This is a genomic window from Cellulosimicrobium sp. AB352 (assembly GCF_049538415.1).
Lineage (GTDB): Bacteria > Actinomycetota > Actinomycetes > Actinomycetales > Cellulomonadaceae > Cellulosimicrobium > Cellulosimicrobium funkei.
Genome location: NZ_JBMVFX010000034.1, coordinates 17,655 through 37,601 on the forward strand (window position 1 = coordinate 17,655; position 19,947 = coordinate 37,601).

Here is a 19,947-nt window from a genome sequence, read left to right on the forward strand (position 1 = left end):
CCCGACCCTCCGCCCCGTCCGCCCCGTGGCCCGCCGACCAGGCGTTCCCGGCTGGCCGAACAGGCGGTCATGGCTCGTCAGACCGCCCGGACCAGCCCAGACCGCCTGCTCGGCGCAGGACCACGCGGCGTCGAGGTCAGAGGACGAGCTCTGGCTGGAGCTTCTTGATCGTCCAGACGCGCTGCTTGCGGGCGGCGACCGTCGTCAGGGCCAGGGCCGCGACCAGCACGACGACGAGCACCGTGACGTCGCGCGTGACCGTCGCCATGTTGCCGCCGTAGAGGAGCTGGCGCAGGCCCTCGACCGCGTACGTCATGGGCAGGAACCGGTGCATGGAGCGCAGCGGCTCGGGGATCGTCTGCCAGGGGAACGTGCCGCCCGCGGTGACGAGCTGGACGAGCATGAGCACGAGCCCGAGGAACTGGCCCGCGGCGCCGAGCCAGACGTTGAGCGCCTGGAGGATCGCGACGAACGTCGCCGACACCAGCACGAGGAACAGCGCGGTCCCGACCCCGTGGACCGGGTCGATGTCGAGCGCGAACTTCGTCACGGTGAACATCGCGGCGACCTGCACGACGCCGATCGCGGCCGGGGTGAGCCACCCGCCCAGGGCGGTGGCCAGGCCCGACCTCCCGGCGGCGAGGGCCCGCGACGACAGCGGGCGCACGAGCAGGAAGAGCACGTAGGCGCCGATCCACGTCGCGAGCGACAGGAAGAACGGCGCGAGGCCGCCGCCGTACGTGCCCGCGGACGACAGCGCGTCGCTCTTCACGGACACGGGGTTGCCGATGGTCTCGGCGGTGTCCTGGCGGGTCTGCTCGTCGAGGTCCGGCACCTGGCCGAGACCCTCGGCGAGCCCGTCGCGGAGCTGCGTGACGCCGTCGACGAGCTCGCCCGAGCCGTCGCGCAGCTGCGCCGTACCGTCCGCGAGAGAGGTCGCGCCGTCGGACACCTGGCGCGTGCCGTCGGCGAGCTGCGAGACGCCGTCCACGAGCTGCGGGGTCGCGGCGGCGAGCTGTCCGGTGCCGTCGGCGAGGCGGTCCGCGCCGTCGGCGGCGCTCGCGATGCCGGAGGTCAGCTGCGGCGTCGCGCCCGCGAGCCGGGCCGCGCCGTCGGACACCTGGCGCGACCCGTCCGCGAGCTGGTCGAGCTTCCCGGACGCGGCGGTCACCTGGTCGACGGCGCCCTGCACCTGCTCGCGCTGCTGGTCGAGCACGGGCCCGACCTGCGCCCGCACCTGGTCCGCGGTCGCCTCGTCGATGACGCCGTCGGCGACGAGCTGGTCGAGCCGGGCGTCGACGTCGCCGCGGATCGTGTCGAGCGTCGGGAGGACCTCGCCCGCGGCCGCGGCCGCCTGCTGCCCGTACTGCGCGACCTGCGCGTTCCCGTCCGCGACCTGCGCGGCGCCGTCGGCGAGCTGCTGGGTCTGGGCGGGCAGGGACGACGTCGCGCCCCGGAGCGTGCCGAGCCCGGACGCGAGCGCCTCCGCGCCGTCGTCGAGCTGCCCGACGGCGTCCGCGAGCGTCCCGGTGCTCGCGTCGAGACGCTCGGCGCCGTCGGCGGCCTGGCCCGCGCCGTCGGCGAGGGTGTGCGCGCCGTCGTCCGCGGTGACGAGGCCGTCGCGGAGCTGCGTCGACCCGTCGAGGAGCTGGTCCGCGCCGTCCACGGCGTCGGCGAGGTTGGTGTGGATGGACGCGAAGCCGCGCAGGAACGTGTCGGCCGCCTCCGTGCCCACCTGCTCGGCGATCGAGTCGCGCACCTTGCCGACGATCTGGTCCGCGATCGTCCGCGCGAGGTAGTTGTTCGCGTCGTTGGTGATGAGCGTGAGGCTCGCCTGCTGCGGCTCGAACTCGCCCGCGGACGCGAGGTCCGCCGAGAAGGTCGGGCCGATGACGAGCGCGGCGTCGTACCGCCCGGACCGGACCCCGTACTCGGCGTCGACCTGACTGGTCTCGACCCAGCCGAAGCCGCCGTCGTCGAGCAGCTGGTCGGCGACGTCGCGCCCGAAGTCGCGCCGCGTCGTCGCGCCCGTCTGGGCGTCGGTGGTCGTCGTGCCCTCGTCGAGCACGACGAGCGCGGCGGGGATCTCGTCGAGCTTGTCGTACGGGTCGTGGTTCGCGAACAGGTAGAGGCCCGCGTAGAGCGTGGGGATGAGCGCCATCGCGAGGATCGCGAGGCGGGGCAGCGTGCCCGCGGCGAGGCGGCGCAGCTCGGACAGCCCGAGGCGGATCGCGGTCATCGGTCCTCCTCGGGGTCGTGCGGGGCGGCGGGCTCGTCGGTCGTGGTGGGCGCGGCGGCGGGGACGGGCTGCTCGGGAGCCGGGTCCGGCTCAGGCGCGGGGTCCGGTCCCGGCGCGGGATCGGGGTCCGACGCGAGGTCCGGGTCCGGGTCCGGCGCGGGGTCCGGGTCGCGCGGCGGCTCGGGGCGCGTGCGCAGCACGACGGCCGGCGGCTGGTGGATCGACGCGCCGCGCGCGGGCGGGAGGTCCACGCCGAGGTCGCGGGCCGAGGCGCGCGTGCACTGCACGAGCACGCCGTACCCGGCGCCGGCGAGGCTCTGCGCGACCTCCCACCAGCCCGACGGCTCTCCCCCGTGCCGGTCGGGGAGCGTGAGCACGAGGAACCGGACGTCCGGGTCCTCGGCCGCGAGCGCCGCGAGCAGCGCGGTGCGCACGACCCCCGGCACCTGGTCGAGGCGCCGCGCCCGGTCGGTGGTGAGGGAGTGGTCGGCGAGCCAGCGGGTCACGTCGGTGGGCAGCGAGCGGCGGCCGGCGAGCGCGAGGCCCTCGGCGACGACGTCGGCCACGGTGAGCGCGTCGTCGGGCTCGCTGATGCCGGGCACGTCGACGACGGCGGTCACGTCGCGCAGGGTCGCGGCGGCGCCGCGCGCGGGGCGGCCGGAGCGGTGCGACGGCGTGCTCGCCGGGGTGAGGCGGACCTCCCCCGCGGACGGGTCGAAGCGGCCGGTGGCGACGAGGGCGAGCGCGGTGTGCCCGTGCCCGGGCTCCCCGGCGACGAGGACGCACTCCCCCGTGGACCAGGCGAGGTCCATCGGCTCGAGCATGGGCTCGCGCCGCCCGTCGACGCGCACGTCCGTCAGCGTGATCTGCATCCGGTTCTTCCCCTCCGTGGCGTCCCGGGCCTGCCCCGGGGCGCCGTTGACTCACGGTCAACAACGCTACGCCTCTTGTTGACTCGTGGTCAACAACAGCGTAGAACGGTGTCATGCCTCGCACGCCCACCCCCGCCGGACCCCTCGGCGCCGACGGCTCCGTGCGCGCCCGGCCGGGCGGCGCCCGCCGGCGGCGCGAGCCCGCCGACCGACGGCGCGAGCTGCTCGACGCGGCCGCGCGCCACGCCGACGAGCACGGCCTCGACGCCCTGACCCCGGCGGCCGTCGCGGCCCGCTCGGGGGCGTCGAAGGCGCTCGTCTTCCACTACTTCGCGTCCACGGCCGGGCTGCGCCGGGCCGTCGCGCTGGAGGCCGTGGCGGAGCTCGAGGCGGCGACGGTCGCACCGGACGATCGTCCCCTCGTCGAGCGCCCGGCGCTCGCCGTCGCCTCCTACCTCGACGCCGTCGAGGCGCGCCGGCTCGTCTGGCAGGACCTGTGGCGCGGGGTGCTCGCCGAGGACGACGCCACCCAGGAGGCGCTCGCGCGCGTCCGCGACAGCCTCGTCGCGCGCCTGACCTCGACCGTGAGCGCCACCACGACGGACGCGCTGCCCACGACGCCCCGCCTCCGGCTGCTCGCCGCGGGCTGGGTCGCGCTCGTGGAGAACGTCACGGCCGCGTGGCTCGGCGGCGGGGACCTGAGCCGCGCGGACATCGAGAGCCTCGTGCTCGCGAGCGCCGTCGTGCTCGTGCCCGAGCTCCCCGAGCCCGCGCGCGGCGCCGTCCTGGCCATCGCCCGGGCGAACTCGCCCGCGGCGGGCTAGCGTCGGGGCGACGGGCAGCGGACGAGGTCGGGAGGCAGCGCATGCGCGTGGTGGTCGTCGGAGCGAGCGGGAACGTCGGCACGGCGGTCCTGCGCCGGCTCGCGGAGGAGCCGGTCGTGACGTCCGTCGTGGCGGTCGCTCGGCGCGTGCCGCGCGCCGACGGGTCGAGCACGGTGCGCTTCCCGCACGACGTCGCGACCTGGCGGTACGCGGACGTCGCGGCCTCCGATGCGGACCATCGGCTCGACGCCGCGTTCGCGGGAGCGGACGTCGTCGTGCACCTCGCGTGGGCGATCCAGCCGAGCCACGACCGCGAGCGGCTGCGGCGCGTCAACGTCGAGGGCACGCGCCGCGTCGTCGAGGCGGCGCAGCGGGCGGGCGTCGCGCACGTCGTCGTGGCGTCGTCCGTCGGCGCCTACTCCCCCGCCCCGTACGCGGGAGACGCGCGCGACACCCCGGTGAACGAGGGCTGGCCCGTCGAGGGCGTCCCGGGCTCGTCGTACTCGGAGGACAAGGCCGCCGTCGAGACGCTGCTCGACGACCTCGACCGGGAGACGGGGATCGTCGTCTCGCGCGTCCGCTCGGCGCTCGTGTTCCAGCGCGACGCGGGCTCCGAGATCGCGCGGTACTTCCTCGGCCCGCTCGGCACGCGCGTGCTGCGTCGCGACCCGCTCCCGACGGTCCCGCTGCCCGACGGCCTGCGGCTCCAGGTCGTGCACGCCGACGACCTCGCGGACGCGTACGCGCGGATCGTCGTGGGCCGGCACCCCGGGCCGTTCAACGTCGCCCACCCCACGGTGCTCACGGCGCAGGACGTCGCCGACGTCGTCGCGGACGGCTCGCTGCGCACCGTGCCCTACGCGACCGCGCGGACCGCCGTCGCCGTCGCGTGGCGCGCGCGCCTCGCACCCGTCGGCGAGGGCTGGCTCGACATGGCGATGCGCGTGCCCGTGCTCGACACCGAGCTCGCGACGGAGCTGCTGCGCTGGCGCCCCGTGCACGGCGCGAAGGACACGCTCGCCGAGCTCGTCGACGGCATCCGGGCGGGCGCCGGGACGTCCTCGCCCCCGCTCCTCCCCCGCTGACCGGACCGGCACGCGGGGCCTCGCCCCCGACACGACGGACCCCGGGTCGCGCGCCGTCCAGCGGTGCGCGACCCGGGGTCCGTCGTCGGTGCCGGGGTCAGCTCTCGAGCGTGGCGTCCAGGGTGATCGTCGGCACGCCCGCGAGCGCCTTCGAGACGGGGCACGAGGCCTTGGCCGCCTCCGCCGCCTGCTGGAAGCCGGCGGCGTCGATGCCCTCGACCTCGCCGCGGACGGTCAGCGCGATCTCCGGGATCTGGAAGCCGCCCGCCGGGTCCGGCGCGAGGGTGACCTCCGCCGTGACCTCGAGCGACACGGGCGTCGCGCCGGCCTCGCCGAGCAGCGCGGAGAACTGCATCGCGTAGCAGGACGAGTGCGCGGCGGCGATGAGCTCCTCGGGGCTCGTGACCCCGCCCGCGTCGTCGGCGGCGCGACGCGGGAAGGACACGTCGTACGTCCCGACCTTCGAGCTCGTGAGCTCGACCTGGCCCTGGCCGTCCTGGAGGCCGCCGTTCCAGGCGGTGCGTGCGATACGGGTGGGCATGCGAGATCTCCTTCGACGTCGTGGGTCCCGGGCAGGACCCGGTGCCCCGACCGTAACCCGCCGCGCCGCGCCCCGCCGGGACGGGGTGCGTGAGGTCTGCGTCACGCGGCGCGCTCAGCCGAGCCTGCCCGCGGGGCGGTAGACGACCGACGACGCGCGGTCGTCGAACGAGCCGAGGCTCGCGCAGTGCGGCGTGCAGTTCTTCTTCGTCCCCGCGTAGGAGTAGGAGTCGTAGAGCGTCACCCAGCACCCGGCGTACGTCGACGCCGAGGAGACGACGTTGTTCATGAGGAGGTTCGCGAGGTTCGGGAACCCGTACGTCGACCCGGTGTGGCACCCGTTCGTACCCGACCCGTAGAGCACCTTCGACGCGCCCTTGTAGCTCGGGTCCCGCCACAGCACGCCGAGCACGATCGAGCCGGCCGCGGCCGTCGTCGCCCGCTCCGCCGCGGCCCGCGGGCCCGCCGTCGTGGTCGCGTTGAGCTCGCCGACGAGGCCGTCGACGTCGGCCCGCGTGGCGCGCGCGAGGCGCGACGGCGCCACCTCGTCCCCGGACACGAACTCGAGCGCCTCCTCCAACGAGCCGAAGCACACCTCGGGTGCGGCGGGCAGCGCGGCAGGGTCCTCGCCGGGGAGGAGAGGCTGGGCCTCGACGGCGCAGCTCTCGCCGGTCGCGACGGGCTGGTCGGCGAGCGGGACCGCAGCGAGGTCGTCCCCCGGGGCGGCCCGGACGCCCGACGGCGAGGCGAGCGCCGGGCCGGCGACGGCGCCGACCAGCACGAGACCGGCGACGAGGCCTGCGGACAGGGCGCGGAGCGGAGTGCTGGTCATGGTTCTCCTTCTGCGTGGGCCACGCCCCCGGGTTCGCACCCCGTGGACCTGACGCGGGAAGGGGACTCCCACAGGACGGCCACGTCCCGTGACCCCGCCCGCATCCTAGGGCGGACGGTCCCCCGGGGCCCGGCAGAGGTCCCCTGCCGCTGGGCAGGTCGGGCGGTCGTTGGTTACCGTGCTCGGGTGGCCTCGGTCCCACCCGGGCGAGACCGCTGGGAAGGACCCATCCACGAACCCTTCGCCGAACCGGCACTGCCGGGGAGATGAGTGTCGATGAAGCACCGTTCTCTACCCGTGTCACTGACGGCCGCCGCCGCGAGCCTCGCGGTCGTCGCGGCCGCCGCCGCGCCCGCCGCCGCGGACCCGCCGCCCGACCCCGGCAACGCCTTCGGCGTGCAGTCGGGCGCGTCCCTCGAGCCGACCGAGAAGGTCGCGCCGTCGCTCGCCAAGGCGACCGGCACGGTCACCGCGTTCGTCGAGCTCGATGCGCCGTCGGCGGTCGACCTCACGGCGCAGGGCGCGAGCCCCGACGAGGTCGAGGCCAACGCGCAGGAGGTCGCGCAGCTCGCGGACGACGTCGTCCCGCAGCAGGCGACCGCCCGCAGCGCGGGCGCGCGCAACCCGCAGCAGGTGTCGGTCACGAGCACGCTCGTCGCGGGCGTCGTCGTCACGGGCGACGCGGCCCGCGTGCGCGACCTCGCGCGCGACGCCTCGGTCCGCACGGTCTACCGGATCATCCCCAAGAAGCCCGCGAACAAGGGCACGGACGTGTTCACGCGCGCGCTCGAGACGTGGCAGAGCACCGGCCTCACCGGCGAGGGCGTGCGCATCGGCATCATCGACACCGGCGTCGACTACACCCACAAGGCGTTCGGCGGCCCCGGCACGCAGGAGGCGTTCGACGAGGCCTACGGCGACCGCGGCACCGGCCCGGTCCCCGAGGGCACGTACGACGAGCTGAAGTTCCTCGGCGGCCACGACTTCGCCGGGTACGACTACGACGCGAGCGGCACCGTCCCCGGCACGACGCTCGTGCCGACGCCCGACGAGAACCCCATCGACTCGCTCGACTCGGTCGGCTCGGGCCACGGCTCGCACGTGGCCGGCACGACGGCGGCGTACGGCGTCACGGCCGACGGCGAGACGTTCGACGGCGACTACTCGACGCTCACGGACATCTCCGACTGGCAGGTCGGCCCGGGCTCCGCGCCCGAGGCGGGCATCTACGCGCTGAAGGTGTTCGGTGACCTCGGCGGCTCGACGGGCGTCGTCGTCGACGCGCTCGAGTGGGCGGCCGACCCGAACGGTGACGGCGACCTGTCCGACCGCCTCGACATCGTCAACCTCTCCCTCGGCTCCGACGGCTCGCCCGCGGACGACCCGGAGAACCTCTTCATCGACCAGCTCTCGCGCCTGGGCACGCTGTCCGTCATCGCGTCGGGCAACGCGGGCGACGTGACCGACGTCGGCGGCTCGCCCGGCAACGCGCGCACCGCGCTGACGGTCGCGAACTCGGTCGGCGACACGCAGACGTTCGACGCGGTCCGCGTCGAGGCGCCGGAGTCCCTCGCCGGCACGTACCCGGCGCAGAACTCCCAGGCGTACGCGGGCACCGCGGACGTCACGGCCCCGGTCGCGTTCGTCGCGGACGACTTCTCCGGCTGCGATCCGTTCACGCCCGAGCAGGCGGCGGCCGTCGCGGGCAAGATCGCGTTCCTCTACTGGGACGACGACGACGCGACCCGTGCGTGCGGCAGCGCCGCACGCTTCAACAACGCGGAGGCCGCGGGCGCCGTCGGCGTGCTGCTGTCCTCCGAGCTGTCGTCGTTCGTCGCGGGCATCGCGGGCAACCCCGGCATCCCCGGCGCGCAGCTCACGGGCCCGAGCCACGCCGCGCTGCGCCCGGCGATCGAGGCCGGCGAGGTCACGCTGACCGTCGGCCCGTCGCTCGCGCTGTCGTCGTTCGTCTCGATCCCGGAGATCGGCGACACGCTGAACAGCGGCTCGTCGCGCGGCGTGCACGGCTCGCTCGGCGTCGCCAAGCCCGACGTCGCGGCACCCGGCACCGGCATCGCGTCCGTCGCGTCCGGCCGCCTGGTCGGCGCGAGCATCAAGTCCGGCACCTCGATGGCCACCCCGCACGTCGCGGGCATCGCGGCCCTCGTCAAGCAGGCCCACCCGGGCTGGGCTCCGGCCGAGGTCAAGGCGTCGGTCATGAACACCGCGACGCACGACGTCTTCACCGGCCCCTCGGGCACGGGCACCGCGTACGGTCCCGAGCGCGTGGGCTCCGGCCGGGTCGACGCCGTCGACGCGGCCACGAACACGACCCTCGCCTACGCGTCGCAGGACTCCGACCAGGTCTCCGTCGCGTTCGGCGTCGTGCCCGTGGGTGCGGACCCGGTCACGGTCCGCAAGACCGTGACGGTGCAGAACACCGGCGACACCCCGAAGACGTACTCGACCGGATTCACGCAGTCGAGCACGGCCAGCGGCGCCACCGTCTCCGTCGCGCCCGCGTCGATCACCGTCCCCGCCGGCCAGCGCACCGTCGTCACCGTGACCCTCACGGCCGACCCGGCGACGCTCGCCAAGGAGCTCGACCCGACGTCGTCGGCCGACTCCGGCGTCGGCGTGCCGCGCGACTTCGTGTCCTCGGTGAGCGGCCGCGTGGTCCTCACCCCGACGGACGGCGGCAGCGAGCTGCGCGTCCCCGTGCAGGCGTCGCCGCGGCTCGTGAGCGACCTGTCCGGCAAGCCTGTCGCCTTCCCGGGCACCGCGACGACCGCCGAGCTCGACCTCGACGGCCGCGGCGTCGCCTCCGGCGGCTGGACGTCGATCGTCGCGCCGTTCGAGCTCAAGACGACGAGCCCCCGCCTCGAGGCGGACGCGGCGGTGGGCGCCTCGGCGTCGGCCATCGCGGCGGCCGACGTGCGCGCCGTCGGCTTCGCGTCCACGGCGCCGCAGGAGGCCGCGGCCGGGGGCGACCCCGCCGACGGCGTCATGGGCATCGGCGTCGCGATGGACGGGGAGTGGGCGAGCCTCGGCTCCGTCTCGATCCCCGCGGTCGAGATCGACGTCGACTCCGACGGCTCGGCCGACTTCGAGGTCGCGGCGGTGAAGTACAACGCCGAGACCGACCTCACGCTCGCCGCCACGTACACGCTCAAGGACTGGACGGCTCCCGACGGCACCGAGTACGAGGCGGGTGACAACGTCGACCTCCAGCCGGTCAACTCGGTGTGGGGCGACGTCGACACCTCGGTGTTCGACAACAACGTCGTCGTCATCCCGGTCGGCATCGGGTCGCTCGGCATCGAGGAGGGCGACGTGCCGACCTTCCAGGTCCTCACGTACTCGCCGTACTCGCAGGCCGCCGACCAGCTCGTCGACGCGAGCGAGACGTTCACGGCCGACCCGTACGACCCGGCCTACTGGTTCGGGGGCGAGGGCGAGCTCGTCTACGTCGGGGCCGACGACGCGCCGATCACCGTGCACCGCTCGGAGTCGGCGGTCGAGGCCGGCAGCGGGAAGCTCCTGCTGCTGCACCTGCACAACGCGACGCCGACCTCGCGCTGGCAGACCGTGGACGTCACGACGTCTGCCGTCGTCGACGCGACCGTCACGGCCGAGGCCCGCTGCCTCGGCGGGAAGGCCCACGTCGCGGTGCGCGTGCTCAACGAGTCGGGCGCGACGGCCGACGTCGTCGTGACCACGCCGTACGGCGAGAAGACGTTCCCGAACGTCAAGGACGGCAAGAACGCCTACCGGTCGTTCTCGTCGCGCGCCGCGTCGTTCGACGCGGGCTCGGTGACGGCCACGCTCACCGCCGAGATCGACGGCGAAGAGGTCACCACGACCTACGACGCCGACTACGAGGCGCTGAGCTGCTCGTGAGGCCCGCCGCCTGAGCGCTCCTCGCGGACGCTCGAGCGACACCCCCCGACGGCGCCCGGTCCCCACGGACCGGGCGCCGTCGGCATGTCCGGGGCCGCGTCGTGGTTCCCGCCGCCGCCGGGGTATGCCGGCCGCCGCGCGGTGGCCCCGCCGTCCGCGTGGGCGCGGCCCGCTACGCTCGCGGGCGTGAGCGACTTCCCCTCCCCCGACACGTTCTTCGCCCTGCGCCCCGGCCCCGCCGTCGGCACAGGCGCAGCCGACGGCCCCGACTACACCCTCACGGTCCACGACCTGGGCGAGCTCGTGCTCCCCAGCGGGCGCCTGGAGGCGTCCGACCCGTTCACGCTGCTCGGCCACGGGCTCGTCGTGCCGGTCGAGCCGGGGCGGTACCCGGTGCGCGTCACCGTCGCCGACGTCTCCGACGAGCAGGACGGCTCCCACCTGCGCGAGGCGTACCTGAGCGTCGTGCTCGCCGAGGGCGAGGTCGCCGCCGTCGAGCCCGTGGTCCCCGAGGGCGCGGACGGCCCGCCGGAGGCGGGCGCCGCCTACGGCGTGCCGGTGGACGCCGGGACGGTCGCCTTCGCCGACGCCGACGCCGTCGCCCGGCTCATGCCGGAGGGCGACTGGTACGACGAGGTGTTCGACGACGGCACCGACACGAGCTGGTTCGCGCTCACGGACTCCCCCGACCACCTGCGCGAGGGGTCGGCGAACATCCTGCTGCCCGGCGCGCAGGACGGCGAGAACGTCGTGCTCGCGCACTCCGGCTGGGGCGACGGCTTCTACCCGCTCGTGCGGACCGTCGCCGCGGACGGCACGGTGCTCGGGCTGCACCTCGACCTGCTCGTCGCGCTGCCCGACGACGAGGACGACGACTAGTTGTACTGATGATGGAGGGTCGGCCAGCTCCTGCGGGTCGCGCTCCTCGTCCTGCGGACTCGCGCCTTCGGAGCACGCACCTCTCCGTTCGTTCGTGCTGGTCGGAGAGGTTTCTGAGCGCTCAGGCCCGGTGATCGAGCTCGTCCTCGATGACCGCCTCGAGCTCGGCCGCGCTGGGCAGCACGCCGCGGGCGTCCTCGGGCAAGCCCTGGTAGTCCGCGACGGCGATCGGCACCCGGGTGCCGGCCAGCGCGTACCGCACCGTCGGGCCGGTCTTGCCCGTGCACAGCAGGATCCCGATCGTCGGGGCGTGGATCTCGGGCCGGCGGAACTGATCGTCGACGATCGCGACGTACGTACCGAGCTGACCGACGTGCGCCGGCTCGAACTGGCCGATCTTGAGCTCGACCACCACGTACCGCAGCTGCTCGACGTGGAAGAACAGCAGGTCGACGTAGAACTCGTCCACCCGGTCGCTCGCGTCGTCCGGCACGGTGAGGCGCACCTGGCGCCCGACGAACGCCATGCCGCGACCGAGCTCGAGCATCGTGTCCTGCAGCCGGTCCATGAGCGCCTGCTCGACGTCCCGCTCTGCCACCCGTTCGACCAGCGCGAGGTGCTCGAACACGTACGGATCCTTGACCAGCTGCTGCGCCAGCTCAGAGTCCGGAGCCTCGAGCGCCTCGGTGAAGTTGGTGGGCGCAGCACCGACGGCGCGCCGCAGGTCGGCCTTGATCTGGTGCTCGAGCACCGCGCGCGACCAGCCGTACTCTGCGGCACTCGCGGCGTACCAGTCGCGCTCCTCGCGGGTCGTGAGCCGATCGAGCAGGACGGTGACGTGCCCCCACGGCAATCGTCCAACGGGTTGTTGGACGAACTCGTCCTCGGTCCGCCACGCCTCCGCCGCCCGGCGCATGTAGAGCAGGTTCGACCGTGACCAGCCGCGCTGGTCGGGAAACTCGCGCTGCAGGTCCGCGGCCAACGACGTGACGACCTTGCTGCCCCAGCCCGCCTGGCGCTGCCGGTCGAGGATGTCGCGCCCGACCGACCAGTACAGCCGCAGCACCTCGGTGTTCGCCGCTCGCGCGGCACGGAACCGCGTCGCGCGGACCCGCGCCTTCAGATCGGCCAGGAGCTCGGCGTATCCGACTGGTTCCAACTCGCTCCCCGACGACATCATGCGCGACATCCTGCCCCACGCCGGGTGGCCCGTTCTGGCTCGACCATGTCGTCGCGAGGCCACGGATCTGCTCGGCCTCCACGGCCGCCCGGACACGCGTGGGGAAGGCTCCCCATGGAACGGGAGCCCGGGGACGGCTACCGTTCCCGCACGGGTACCGACCCGCGACGAAGGAGGGGCCCGATGGCCTGGTGGGAAGACGAGAAGCCGTCCGCGAGCCGGCTCGCGGACCAGCTCGCGGACTCGAGCCGTCCGGCGCAGCCCGCCTCGCCGTACGCCGACGACCGCTCGGGCTCCTGGGCCGTCCTGCCCCTGTGGCTGCTCCTTGGCGCCGCGCTCACCGCCGGCGGGGTGGCCCTGCTGGTGTCGATGCGGTCCGCGACGGGCGTCTGCCTCGGGACGACGGTGCTCGCGCTGGGCCTGTTCTACCTCAGCCAGTACGGCGTCCTCGCGGGGTACGTGCTGCAGGTCGGTCGCCTGCGCCGCCGTCGCGTCGAGGCGGCGCTCGCGCACCAGCCGCCGCCGGCGCTGACCGACCACGACGTCCGTCAGTTCCACGTGCCGATCCGGCCCTCGTACGCCGGGTCGGCGTTCGTCGGGTTCCTCGACCCGGGCGACGCGCCGGCCCCCGCAGGGCTGCGCGCAGCGCGGGTCGTGGGCGGCGTGTGCACCGCCGTCTTCGTGCTGGGCGTCGTCGCGACGCTCGTCGTGGGTGCCGTCACCCGCGCCTGACCCGCCGTCCTGCACCCCCGCACCGACCGCGCACGACCACGCGCGTCCGTCCCTCGCCGCGCGCCAGCGCCCGACCGCTCCTAGCCTGGGTGGGGTTCCGTACCTCCCAGGACGGCAGGGGCACCCCATGACCGGGCACGGCTCGCACCGGAGCAGCCTTTCCGGACGCTTCTCCCACGACCCCGACCTCGACTTCGAGATCCGCACGGTCCTCGGCGGAGCGTTCAGCGGCGCCGCCGACGCCGGCGAGGTGCTCGCGGCCGTGGCCGACGTCGGCACGGACCACCGTGCGTGGTTCCGCGCCTGGGACGCGCTCGGCGACCGCCTGGCCGCGACCGGCGAGTCGTGCGCGGCGCGCGGGCACCGCGTGAGCGCCGCCTCCGCGTACCTGCGTGCGGCGACCTACCTCGGCGTCGCGGTGAACGCGGTGGCCGGGCTCGAGGACGACGCGCCGCTGCTGCCGACGTTCCGCAAGCACCGTGCGGCGTGGGACCGCTGGGTCGACCTCGTGGACCTCGACGTCGAGCGCCTCCCGATCCCCTACGAGGGCACGACGCTCCCGGGGTACTTGTTCCGCGCCCCGGGCGTCGACCCCGGGGTGCGCGGGCCCGTCGTCGTCGCGGTGAACGGCTCGGACGGCTCGCTGCCGTCGCTGTGGTCGGCCGTCGTGTCCGGGGCGGTGCGCCGCGGGTACCACGCGCTCGTGTTCGACGGCCCGGGCCAGCAGTCGGTGCTCTTCGAGCACGGGGTCCCGTTCCGTCCCGACTTCGAGGCGGTCCTCACGCCCGTGCTCGACGCGGTCGTCGCGCGGGCCGACGTCGACCCCGGCCGCGTCGCGGTCTACGGGATCAGCCAGGGCGGCTACTGGGTCACGCGCGCGCTCGCGTTCGAGCACCGCCCGGCCGCGGCCGTCGTCGACCCAGGGGTGGTCGACGTGGCCACCTCGTGGGAGCGCGAGGTGCCGAAGAGCCTCCTCAAGCTCCTGGACAAGGGCGACGACCACGCGTTCGACCGCGACATGGCGCTCGGCCTGCGCCTGTCGAAGGGCGCCGCCCGCACGTGGCGCTTCCGCGCGCGCCCGTACGGCGAGCAGGGGTATGCCGCGACGCTGCGCGAGGTCCGCCGGTACGACGCCTCCGACGTCGCCGCTCAGGTCACGACGCCGCTGCTCGTCACGAGCCCGGAGGACGAGCAGTTCTGGCCCGGCCAGCCGGAGCGGCTGGCCGGGCTCGTCCCCGGGGCGACGCTCGTCACCTTCAGCGACGACGAGGGCGCGAGCGGGCACTGCGAGCCCCTCGGGCGGGCGCTCGTCGAGCAGCGCGTGCTCGACTGGCTCGACGAGCGCCTCGCCCGGTAGTGCGGGGACCGTCAGACCCGGACGCCGAGGCCCTGCAGCTCGAGCACGAGGCCCTTGATGGCAGCGGCCGGGACCTGCCCGGACCCGCTCTCCACCACACCCGCGACCGACGCCGGCACCTCCGCGTCCGAGCAGATCACGAGCGGCGTGTCGGCGGAGGAGTCGGGGAGCCGCCCGTGCGAGCCCTTGACGTACGACGCGTCGAGCGGCACGGTGCTCATCGCGTACCGCAGGCCCACCTTCTTCTTCACGAGGTTGAGGCCGGCCTTCGCCTTCGCGAGCCGGTCCGCCGGGTCGAAGAACAGCTCGGCGGGGTCGTAGCCGGGCTTGCGGTGGATGTCGACGCCGCGCGCGTACTCGGGCGCGCGGGCGTCGTCGAGCCAGAAGTAGTACGTGAACCACGCGCCGGGCTCCGCGACGACGACGAGGTCGCCCGACCGCTCGTGGTCGAGCCCGTACCGCGCCTGCGCCTCGCGGTCGAGCACCTCGTCGACCCCGGGGACGCCGCGCAGCAGGTCCGTGACCCGCCGCCGGAGCGCCGGGTCCTGCTGGTCGCCGAGGTACACGTGCGCGACCTGGTGGTCCGCGACGGCGAACGCGCGCGACGTCCACGGGTCGAGCTGCTCCTTGCCGTCCTGCACGTAGACCTCGAGGAGGCCCTCCCGGCGCAGGATGCGGTTGAGGTGCACGGGCCGGTCGGCGTCCGCGATCCCGTACTCGGAGACGACGAGCACGGTGACGCCCTGGTTCGCGGCGTCGTCGAGCAGCGGCGCGAGCGTCGCGTCGAGCTCGGCCGCCGCGGCGTCGGCCTGCGGCGACGTGGGCCCGAACCGCTGCAGGTCGTAGTCGAGGTGCGGGACGTACGCCATCGTGAGGTCGGGCGCGTGCGTGCGCAGCACGTGCCGCGTCGCGTCGACGATCCACCGCGACGAGGTGATGTCCGCCGTCGGGCCCCAGTAGGTGAACAGCGGGAACTCGCCGAACCGGCCGACGAGATCGTCGTGGAGCGCCGCCGGGCGCACGTAGGCGTCCGGGGACTTGCGGCCGTCCGCGTGGTAGATCGGGCGCGGCGTGACGGTGACGTCCGTCGTCATGCCCATCGCGTACCACCAGCAGACGTTCGCCGACGAGTACTCGCCGTGCGTCCGGCGCGCGGCCTCCCAGAGCTTCTCCCCCTCGACGAGGCGGTTGTGCTGGCGCCACAGGTAGACGTCGCCGAGCTCGCGGAAGTACCAGCCGTTGCCCACGATCCCGTGCTCGGCAGGGCTGAGCCCCGTGAGCATCGTCGACTGGACGCTGCACGTCACGGCGGGCAGCACCGTCGCGAGCTCGGACTGCCAGCCGCTCGCGGCGAGCTGGCGCAGTCGCGGCATGTGGGCGAGCGCGGTCGAGGTGAGCCCGACGACGTCGAGCAGCAGCACGGGCTTCATGCGGTCCTCCTGGTCGTGCCCGGGTCGGCGGCGGCGTCGTCCGCGGTCGGTCCCGAGGGTGGTTCGGTGCGCGCCGTCCCGGCGGCAGCGACGTCGTGCGCCGCGACGAGGTGGGTCGCGGCGAGGTGGTTCGTCGCCCAGCGCAGCTCGGCCGCGATGCCGGCGACGAGCGAGTCGGTCGCGGCCCCCTCGGGCAGCACGGCCCACGTGTACGTCTCGACGTCGAGGTGAGCCTCGTCCCCGTGCGGCGCCGCGCGGACGGCGTCGACCGCCGCGCGCAGCACGTCCGTCGTCGCGGCGAGCGGCGCGGCGGGCTCGTGGTGCAGGGGCACGTGGAAGTGCACGCGCCACGGTCCCTCCGCGGGCAGCGCGCCGTCCAGGGCGTCGGGCAGGTCGTCGGCGGCGAGCACGTCGCCCCCCGCGGTGAGCTCGCGCACCTGGTGGATGTACCGCTGCTCGGCGAACGCGCCGACGGCGGCGCGCGCCGCGTCGTCGGCCGGGTCCGCGACGTGCAGCGCGGCCGACGCCTGCACCTTGACGACCCGCAGGCCCGCGTCGGTGATGCGGCGCACCGTCGCGGCCGTCCCCGCGCGGCGGTCCGCGAAGGACACCGCGAGGTGGCACGTGTCGAGGCACACGCCCACGTGCTCGGGGTCGATGCGCCGGTCCGCCGGCACGTCCGGCCCGGTGCGCGCCGCGAGCCAGGCCACGACGTCGTCCACCGTGTCGAGCACGCAGCCCGGCTCGGGCTCGACCGCGACGCGCACGACCTTGCCCGTGCGCTCGCGCAGGTCGCGCAGGCCCTCCCCGAGCGCGGCGAACGCGCGCGACGCGGCGTCGTCGTCGGCGTCCGTCCACGGCTCGCGCCAGGCGAGCGGGAGCGTCGAGATCGACCCGGCGACGCCGTCGGGCAGGAGCTCCGCGAGCACCTCGGCGCACTCGAGCGTGTACGCGAGCCGCTCCGGGTCGGCCCACGTGGGCGTGTAGACGTCGAGCTTGACGACGTCGGCGTGGAAGCCGCCGTACGGGAACGCGTTGAGCGTGTGGACCTGGAGGCCGTGCTCGTCGAGCACGGCGCGCAGGCGCACGCGGTCGTCGGGCGAGCCCGCGAGGCGGTGCGCGAGCACGGCCGGCATCCACAGCCCGACGCCGAGCACGTCCAGCCCCGCGGCCTCGCGCACGGGCGCGGCGTAGCGCACGAGCTGGTCGAGCACCCCGTCGAGGTGCTCGGCCGGGTGGACGTTGGTGCAGTACGACAGCAGCATGGTGGCGCCCTCCCGCGCTACGCCCGCGCGCCGCGCAGCACGGACGAGCCCTCGAACTCCACGCCCGGGGTGGGGAGGTCGCCCTCGACGAACCCGGGGACCGGGTCCAGCACGAGGTTGCCCGACTGCCCGTAGAACTCGACCGGGTTGCGCCACAGCACCCGGTCGACGTCGTCCTCGGTGAAGCCCGCGGCGAGCATCGCCTGCCCCGTCTTGAGCGTCTTGAGCGGGTCGGAGCGGCCCCAGTCGGCGGCGGAGTTCACGATCATCCGCTCGGTGCCGTGCTCCTGGAGGATCGCGACCATGCGGTCCTCGTCCATCTTCGTGTCCGGGTAGATCGAGAACCCCGCCCACGCGCCCGCGTCGAGCACGAGCGCGACGTTGGTCTCGTTGAGGTGGTCCACGAGCACGTGCTCGGGCGCGATCCCCGACTCGCGCACGACGTCCAGCGTGCGCCGCGTCCCCGACAGCTTGTCGCGGTGCGGCGTGTGCACGAGCACGGGCAGCGCCGCGTCGCGGGCCATCTGGAGCTGGCGCGAGAAGACCTCGTCCTCCTCGGGAGTCATCGAGTCGTACCCGACCTCGCCGACGGCGACGACGCCGTCCTTGAGCAGATAGCGCGGGATCTCGTCGAGCACCTCGCGGCACCGCGCGTCGTTCGCCTCCTTGGGGTTGAGGGCGATCGTCGCGTGGTGGCGGATGCCGAACTGCGCGGCCCGGAACCGCTCCCAGCCCAGGAGCGCGTCGAAGTAGTCGAGGAACGACCCCACGTTCGTGCGCGGCTGGCCCAGCCAGAACGCCGGCTCGACGAGCGCGCGGACGCCCGCGGCGTACAGGGCCTCGTAGTCGTCGGTCGTGCGGCTGGTCATGTGGATGTGGGGGTCGAAGATGCGCATCAGGCGGTCCTCCCGGTGGTGACGTCAGGGGCGAGGCGGGCGACGTCGTCGGGCACGACGCGGCCCGCGGCGCGACGCTCGGCGGCGAAGTCGCGGGCCATGCGGGCGAGCTCGTCGTCCGCGCGGTCGTCGAGACCGGCGACGGCGTCGAGGCTCACGCCCATGAAGACGAGCTTGAGCACGGCGTGGCGCCACGCGTGCGGGTCGAGGTGCGCGGCCGCGAACGGCCCGACGGCCGCCGCGACGAGGCTCTGGTCGTTCGTGCGGAGCGCGTCCGCGGCGAGGTCCCGGCCCACCGCGACGACCGACGGCGCGGCGTCCTCCGCGAGCGCACCGAGCTCCGTGAGGGCGTCGAGACCACGCAGGACCCCGCGCCGCTCGGCGGTGTCGCCGTGCTGGTAGAGGTCCGCGAGCCGCGCCGCGAGGGCGGCCTCGCCGTCGGCCCCGCCGCGACCCGCCCCCTCGGCGAGCGCGACCACGAGGTCGGCGCGGGCGGCGTCGTCGACCGTCCCGTGCACGACCCCCGCGGGGTCGGTGTCCGGGCGGACGGGCGCGCGGCCCACCTGGCGGCCCGCGAGCGCGAACGCGCGCGTCACGGCCGCGGGGTCCTGCGCGACGGCGGCGCGCGCCTCGGCGAGCCAGCGCTCGCCCGGGGCGGTCCCGTCCGCCGTGCGGGCGTCGGGGCGGGTGGTCTCGGTCATGGCACCTCCTGGGGGTGGTGGGGGCGGTCGTCCCACGCGCGGTGCAGCGCTGTCATGCTGCGGTGCGCGAGGCCGGGGGCGTCGTACGAGTGGCGGGGCAGCTCGACCGCCGTGACGCCCGCGTACCCGACGTCGGCGAGCGTGCCGAGCACGAGCGGGAGGTCGATCTCGCCCTCGCCGAACGGGCGGTGCTCGTGGTGGGTGCGCGGCATGTCGTCGAGCTGCACGTTGGCGAGGTACGGCGCGGCCGCGCGCAGCGCGCCCACCACGCCGTCGGGCTCGACGACGAGGCAGTGCCCGACGTCGACCGTGACCCCGAGGTCCGCGAGGTCGCCGCCGTCGCCGCCCAGCTCGTCGCGCAGCCGCAGCGCGTCGCCCACCGTCTCCACGAGCATCCCGGGCTCGGGCTCGAGCGAGAGCCGCACGCCGTGGTCGCGCGCGTGCTCGACGAGCGCGGGCAGGCGCTCGCGCAGGAGCGTCCAGCCCTCGGCGGGGGGCACGTCGTCGGGCAGGACCCCCGAGAAGAAGGACACGCACTCCGCGTCCAGCACGGCGGCGATCTCGACCGCGCGCCGCAGGAACCGCAGCCGCGCGTCGGCCTCGACGTCCACGAGCGTGGGGCGGTGCTTGCGGAACGGGTCCAGGAGGAACCGCGTGCCCGTCTCGACGACGACGCGCATCCCCGCACCGTCGCGCGCCGCGGCGAGCCGCGCGCGCAGCGCCGTGGCCTCGTCCGCCCAGCCGTCCGCGAAGGGGTCGAGGTGCGGGAAGCCGAGCGTGAGCGCGACGGCGCCGTACCCCTCGTGGGCGAGCACGTCGAGCGCGACGTCGAGCGGGTGGTCGGTGAAGCCGTTCGTGCCGTACCCGAGCGTGAAGGGCATCGTGCCGCCGGCGGTGCCGGGCGCGCTCACGTCTCGCTCATCTCGGCGCGGCCCGGGGCCCGCCCCGCGCGGCGCAGCAGCCGGCCCGCGACCTCGACGCCCGCGAGCACCCCCACCGACGCCAGGCTCCCCCCGCGCGCGGACCACGCCGCCTGCAGCGGCAGCATCGCGCGGATCCCGGCCTTGGTCGCGGCGAACGCGTTCTGGGCGGACGGCGTGATCGCGGCGTCGACCTGCCGGGGCAGGCACGTCGCGAGGTAGGCGCCCGCGGCCGCGACCCCGGCGACTGCCGTCGCGACGCGCGCCCGGCAGGTCGACGCCGCGATCACGCCGT

16 protein-coding genes and 1 pseudogene are annotated in these 19,947 nt (G+C 75.2%); 6 read left to right on the plus strand and 11 right to left on the minus strand.

From position 1 onward, the window contains the following. Nucleotides 1–136 precede the first annotated feature (136 nt). Nucleotides 137–2,239, minus strand: coding sequence for a YhgE/Pip family protein (locus ACPCUX_RS18160; protein ID WP_423389336.1), 2,103 nt, complete (start codon nucleotides 2,237–2,239; stop codon nucleotides 137–139). Then, nucleotides 2,236–3,111 carry a hypothetical protein gene (locus ACPCUX_RS18165; RefSeq protein ID WP_391512611.1) on the minus strand — a complete coding sequence of 292 codons (876 nt, stop codon included), beginning with the start codon at nucleotides 3,109–3,111 and terminating at the stop codon, nucleotides 2,236–2,238. Before ACPCUX_RS18165 ends, ACPCUX_RS18160 begins: the two co-directional genes overlap by 4 nt. A gap of 113 nt (nucleotides 3,112–3,224) precedes the next feature. Between ACPCUX_RS18165 and ACPCUX_RS18170 the strand changes: the two genes are divergently transcribed. Both ACPCUX_RS18170 and ACPCUX_RS18175 read left to right on the plus strand, forming a co-directional pair. Next, a complete protein-coding gene (locus ACPCUX_RS18170; RefSeq protein ID WP_085387337.1) occupies nucleotides 3,225–3,935 on the plus strand; it encodes a TetR/AcrR family transcriptional regulator in 711 nt (236 codons plus the stop codon). A gap of 41 nt (nucleotides 3,936–3,976) precedes the next feature. Beyond that, nucleotides 3,977–5,020 carry an NAD-dependent epimerase/dehydratase family protein gene (locus ACPCUX_RS18175; protein WP_423389337.1) on the plus strand — a complete coding sequence of 348 codons (1,044 nt, stop codon included), beginning with the start codon at nucleotides 3,977–3,979 and terminating at the stop codon, nucleotides 5,018–5,020. A gap of 97 nt (nucleotides 5,021–5,117) precedes the next feature. Here the strand turns inward: ACPCUX_RS18175 and ACPCUX_RS18180 are convergent, their stop codons facing one another. Both ACPCUX_RS18180 and ACPCUX_RS18185 read right to left on the minus strand, forming a co-directional pair. Next, complete coding sequence (locus ACPCUX_RS18180) at nucleotides 5,118–5,561, minus strand: OsmC family peroxiredoxin (RefSeq protein ID WP_043658839.1); 444 nt, start codon at nucleotides 5,559–5,561, stop codon at nucleotides 5,118–5,120. A gap of 114 nt (nucleotides 5,562–5,675) precedes the next feature. After that, on the minus strand, nucleotides 5,676–6,392 hold the full coding sequence (locus ACPCUX_RS18185) for a hypothetical protein (protein WP_144721893.1): 717 nt from the start codon (nucleotides 6,390–6,392) through the stop codon (nucleotides 5,676–5,678). A 297-nt stretch (nucleotides 6,393–6,689) separates the two neighbouring features. Between ACPCUX_RS18185 and ACPCUX_RS18190 the strand changes: the two genes are divergently transcribed. Together ACPCUX_RS18190 and ACPCUX_RS18195 are read left to right on the plus strand one after the other, a co-directional pair. Beyond that, entirely contained in the window at nucleotides 6,690–10,292 is a 3,603-nt protein-coding gene (locus ACPCUX_RS18190; protein WP_423389338.1) for a S8 family serine peptidase, read from the plus strand. A gap of 186 nt (nucleotides 10,293–10,478) precedes the next feature. Then, nucleotides 10,479–11,171 (plus strand): DUF4241 domain-containing protein, encoded by a 693-nt coding sequence (locus ACPCUX_RS18195; protein WP_163188632.1) that lies wholly within the window; start codon nucleotides 10,479–10,481, stop codon nucleotides 11,169–11,171. Between the two features lie 121 nt (nucleotides 11,172–11,292). Here ACPCUX_RS18195 and ACPCUX_RS18200 read toward each other — a convergent pair whose 3' ends face one another. After that, nucleotides 11,293–12,348: a PDDEXK nuclease domain-containing protein gene (locus tag ACPCUX_RS18200; protein WP_114552979.1), complete on the minus strand. Its 1,056-nt coding sequence runs from the start codon at nucleotides 12,346–12,348 to the stop codon at nucleotides 11,293–11,295. A 186-nt stretch (nucleotides 12,349–12,534) separates the two neighbouring features. Between ACPCUX_RS18200 and ACPCUX_RS18205 the strand changes: the two genes are divergently transcribed. Together ACPCUX_RS18205 and ACPCUX_RS18210 are read left to right on the plus strand one after the other, a co-directional pair. After that, nucleotides 12,535–13,083, plus strand: coding sequence for a hypothetical protein (locus ACPCUX_RS18205; protein WP_043658818.1), 549 nt, complete (start codon nucleotides 12,535–12,537; stop codon nucleotides 13,081–13,083). A 127-nt stretch (nucleotides 13,084–13,210) separates the two neighbouring features. Beyond that, a complete protein-coding gene (locus ACPCUX_RS18210; RefSeq protein WP_396050461.1) occupies nucleotides 13,211–14,440 on the plus strand; it encodes an alpha/beta hydrolase family protein in 1,230 nt (409 codons plus the stop codon). Between the two features lie 11 nt (nucleotides 14,441–14,451). Here ACPCUX_RS18210 and ACPCUX_RS18215 read toward each other — a convergent pair whose 3' ends face one another. The 6 genes and pseudogenes from ACPCUX_RS18215 to ACPCUX_RS18240 form a co-directional block, all read right to left on the minus strand. After that, nucleotides 14,452–15,870, minus strand: coding sequence for an alkaline phosphatase family protein (locus ACPCUX_RS18215; protein ID WP_168945261.1), 1,419 nt, complete (start codon nucleotides 15,868–15,870; stop codon nucleotides 14,452–14,454). Further along, nucleotides 15,867–17,135: a metabolite traffic protein EboE gene (gene eboE / locus ACPCUX_RS18220; protein ID WP_423389339.1), complete on the minus strand. Its 1,269-nt coding sequence runs from the start codon at nucleotides 17,133–17,135 to the stop codon at nucleotides 15,867–15,869. Before eboE ends, ACPCUX_RS18215 begins: the two co-directional genes overlap by 4 nt. Nucleotides 17,136–17,152: 17 nt before the next feature. Next, nucleotides 17,153–18,031: a TatD family hydrolase gene (locus ACPCUX_RS18225; RefSeq protein WP_043658812.1), complete on the minus strand. Its 879-nt coding sequence runs from the start codon at nucleotides 18,029–18,031 to the stop codon at nucleotides 17,153–17,155. After that, the gene (locus tag ACPCUX_RS18230; RefSeq protein ID WP_423389340.1) at nucleotides 18,031–18,732 is read right to left on the minus strand and encodes an EboA domain-containing protein; all 702 of its coding nucleotides are present in this window, start codon (nucleotides 18,730–18,732) and stop codon (nucleotides 18,031–18,033) included. The genes ACPCUX_RS18225 and ACPCUX_RS18230 overlap by 1 nt, the downstream gene beginning before the upstream one ends. Continuing rightward, on the minus strand, nucleotides 18,729–19,643 hold the full coding sequence (locus ACPCUX_RS18235; RefSeq protein ID WP_253705675.1) for a sugar phosphate isomerase/epimerase family protein: 915 nt from the start codon (nucleotides 19,641–19,643) through the stop codon (nucleotides 18,729–18,731). Before ACPCUX_RS18235 ends, ACPCUX_RS18230 begins: the two co-directional genes overlap by 4 nt. Beyond that, nucleotides 19,640–19,947, minus strand: a pseudogene (locus ACPCUX_RS18240) (4-hydroxybenzoate polyprenyltransferase); the annotation flags it as partial. The gene ACPCUX_RS18235 and the pseudogene ACPCUX_RS18240, both read right to left, overlap by 4 nt.